At 61.6% G+C, this 2,278-nt stretch carries 2 protein-coding genes; both read right to left on the reverse strand.

The window, feature by feature from the left end:
• Positions 1 to 51: 51 nt before the first annotated feature.
• Positions 52 to 1,233, reverse strand: a complete 1,182-nt coding sequence (locus SIL87_RS02480; RefSeq protein WP_319612316.1) for an IS256 family transposase — start codon at positions 1,231 to 1,233, stop codon at positions 52 to 54.
• A gap of 183 nt (positions 1,234 to 1,416) precedes the next feature.
• Complete coding sequence (gene tnpA / locus SIL87_RS02485; protein WP_319612559.1) at positions 1,417 to 1,842, reverse strand: IS66-like element accessory protein TnpA; 426 nt, start codon at positions 1,840 to 1,842, stop codon at positions 1,417 to 1,419.
• Between the last annotated feature and the right edge of the window lie 436 nt (positions 1,843 to 2,278).

Here is a 2,278-nt window from a genome sequence, read left to right on the forward strand (position 1 = left end):
CGCATATCCGGATTGAGCAACCTGATGTCTGGAAAATAGGGCGAGCGGGGGTCAGGCATCCTGGTAGTCCCACTTGATGTAGCCCTTGGTGTCGGCGGCCCATTTTTCATCGATTTCGACGAGGACGGCGCTGACGAGGCGTTCGAGGGAGGCTTCGTTGGGGAAGACCCTGATTTTGGTGGTGCGGCGTTTGAGTTCCTGCTGGATGCCGCGTTCCATGGGGTTGGAAGTGCGAAGCCGGCGCTGGTGGGGTTCTGGCAGTGTGAAGACGGTGAGGCCTTCGGGGATATTTCGTTCGAGCCAATCGGCGAGCTTTGGTGCGGTGTCGCGATAGGCATTGACGAGGGTTGTGAGAGCGATCTGGGCAGCGGCGAGGGAATTTGCGTTCCAGACGGTCCGGAGTTCTGCGCCGATGCGTTTGCGGATGGCGTGGTTGGGGGCGTGGTGGATGGCGTTTTGGGCGAGGTGGAACTGGCATCGTTGCCAGTGTGCGGCGCCGAAGACGGCGCGGCGTGCGGCGTGCAATCCGGCATGGTCATCGGAGACGATGAATTCGACGCCTCGCAGGCCACGCTGATGGAGGCTTTCGAGGAAGGCACGCCAATGGACTTCGGCCTCGGAAAGGGCGACCGAGACGCCGAGGACACGGCGGCGTTCATCGGGTCCGATGCCGATGGCCGAGAGCACGGCGGCATCGCGGACGACGCCATTATCGCGCATTTTTTCATATCTGGCGTCGAGGATGAGGTAGCGGATCTCGGCGAGGGGTCGGGTGCGCCAGGCGGCGAGTTCGTCATCGAGCAGCTTGCTGGCGCGGCTGACCTGAGCGGAGGAGAGGCTTTCGATGCCGAATTCGCGCATGACGGCCTCGACGTCGCGGGTGGAGACGCCTTTGATGTACATTTCGGCGACGGCGACCATGACGGCGCGGACCGAGCGTCGGCCGCGTTCGAGGGACTGTGGGTAGAAGGGTTCGCCCACGTGACCGGCGGTTTTGGGGACATCGACGGTGATCGACCCGGCCGGGGTATCGATCCGCTTGGGCTTGTAGCCATTGGCGTAACCCTGACGATCGGGGTTGCGCTCGTAGTGACTGGCGTGGAGGAAGCGTTCGCGCTCGATCTGCATGGCGAGTTCGAAGGTCCTGGCAAATACCGTGGCGATATCGCCTGCGCCGTTTTCGATCAGATGTTCCAAAAGTGCCTCGATAATCGTATCCTTTTTGGCGTCCATTCATCGGTCTCCATGTTGGTGTGAACAACTGCATGGAATACCAGAATGAACAGCCCTTGCCGGGGCATGCCCCGGCAAGGGCACCAACTCCCAACCCAAAATGAATTTCCAGACGTCAGGTTACACCACCCATATCCGTATGGCCCGACGCCAGCCAGATCCGTACGCCGGCCGGAACCGGGATCATCGCCGCACCGCCGTCATCACACGACGCAAGGCGGCAATCCCAACCCCGTCATCAACCCGAACACAGGTGCCGTCCGGCAGCACGATCTCAATCCGGCTCGGATCCGATCGCGTCGCTCGGCTTTGAGGTACCGGCTCGCCGCCAGACTCGTTTACCGCCGCTGATTTGCCCAATGCCCGCGGCATCGACAGCGCCGCACTCGCCATCACGCGGACCGGAATGAACTCCGGCTCCACCCGCACTGGCGCCAACTCACCGCGCCGAACCTGCCCGCGCCATTTCCACAACTGCCCTCGCGAAATCTCGTGCCGCCGTGCCACCAAGGCAAATACAGAATCCGGTGCCTCAGCTTCCGCGACAATCCGAAGCTTGTCCTCATCCCGCCAGCGACGCCGGCGCTCAGCCCCCGTGATGATCTCCATCCGCCACAGCTCCCTGCATATGAATCAGCTCATAGCAGCGCTCTTATGAGCCGCTTCTTCCCGTAGCGGCAGGCGGCTCAGACCGGATGGTTACCCTTCATCGACATCCATCCCGCACACTGAACCGCAGCTTCGCACTGAAATGGCGCCGCGCGCCTTCCCATACCTCGATACGCTACATCATCCAGAGGCTTGATCCGGTGGCGGTGGAGGCGGCCTTCCGTCGGCATGCGGCATTGCTGCCTGCGGGGGACCGGCACCATGAGACAGGACCGATACCGCGCAGCACTCGCCGACGTCCGATATCTCCTCTCACTGCTCGCTATACCAAAGCGTTGAACAGTCGTGCAGGGGAACCAGTCATGCGGTCAGCATGATAGGGGAATGAGCAATACTATAGCCTCGCGTTCGCAAATATAATCCAGATGCTTTCATG

The organism is Acidiphilium acidophilum, from assembly GCF_033842475.1.
Taxonomy (GTDB): domain Bacteria; phylum Pseudomonadota; class Alphaproteobacteria; order Acetobacterales; family Acetobacteraceae; genus Acidiphilium; species Acidiphilium acidophilum.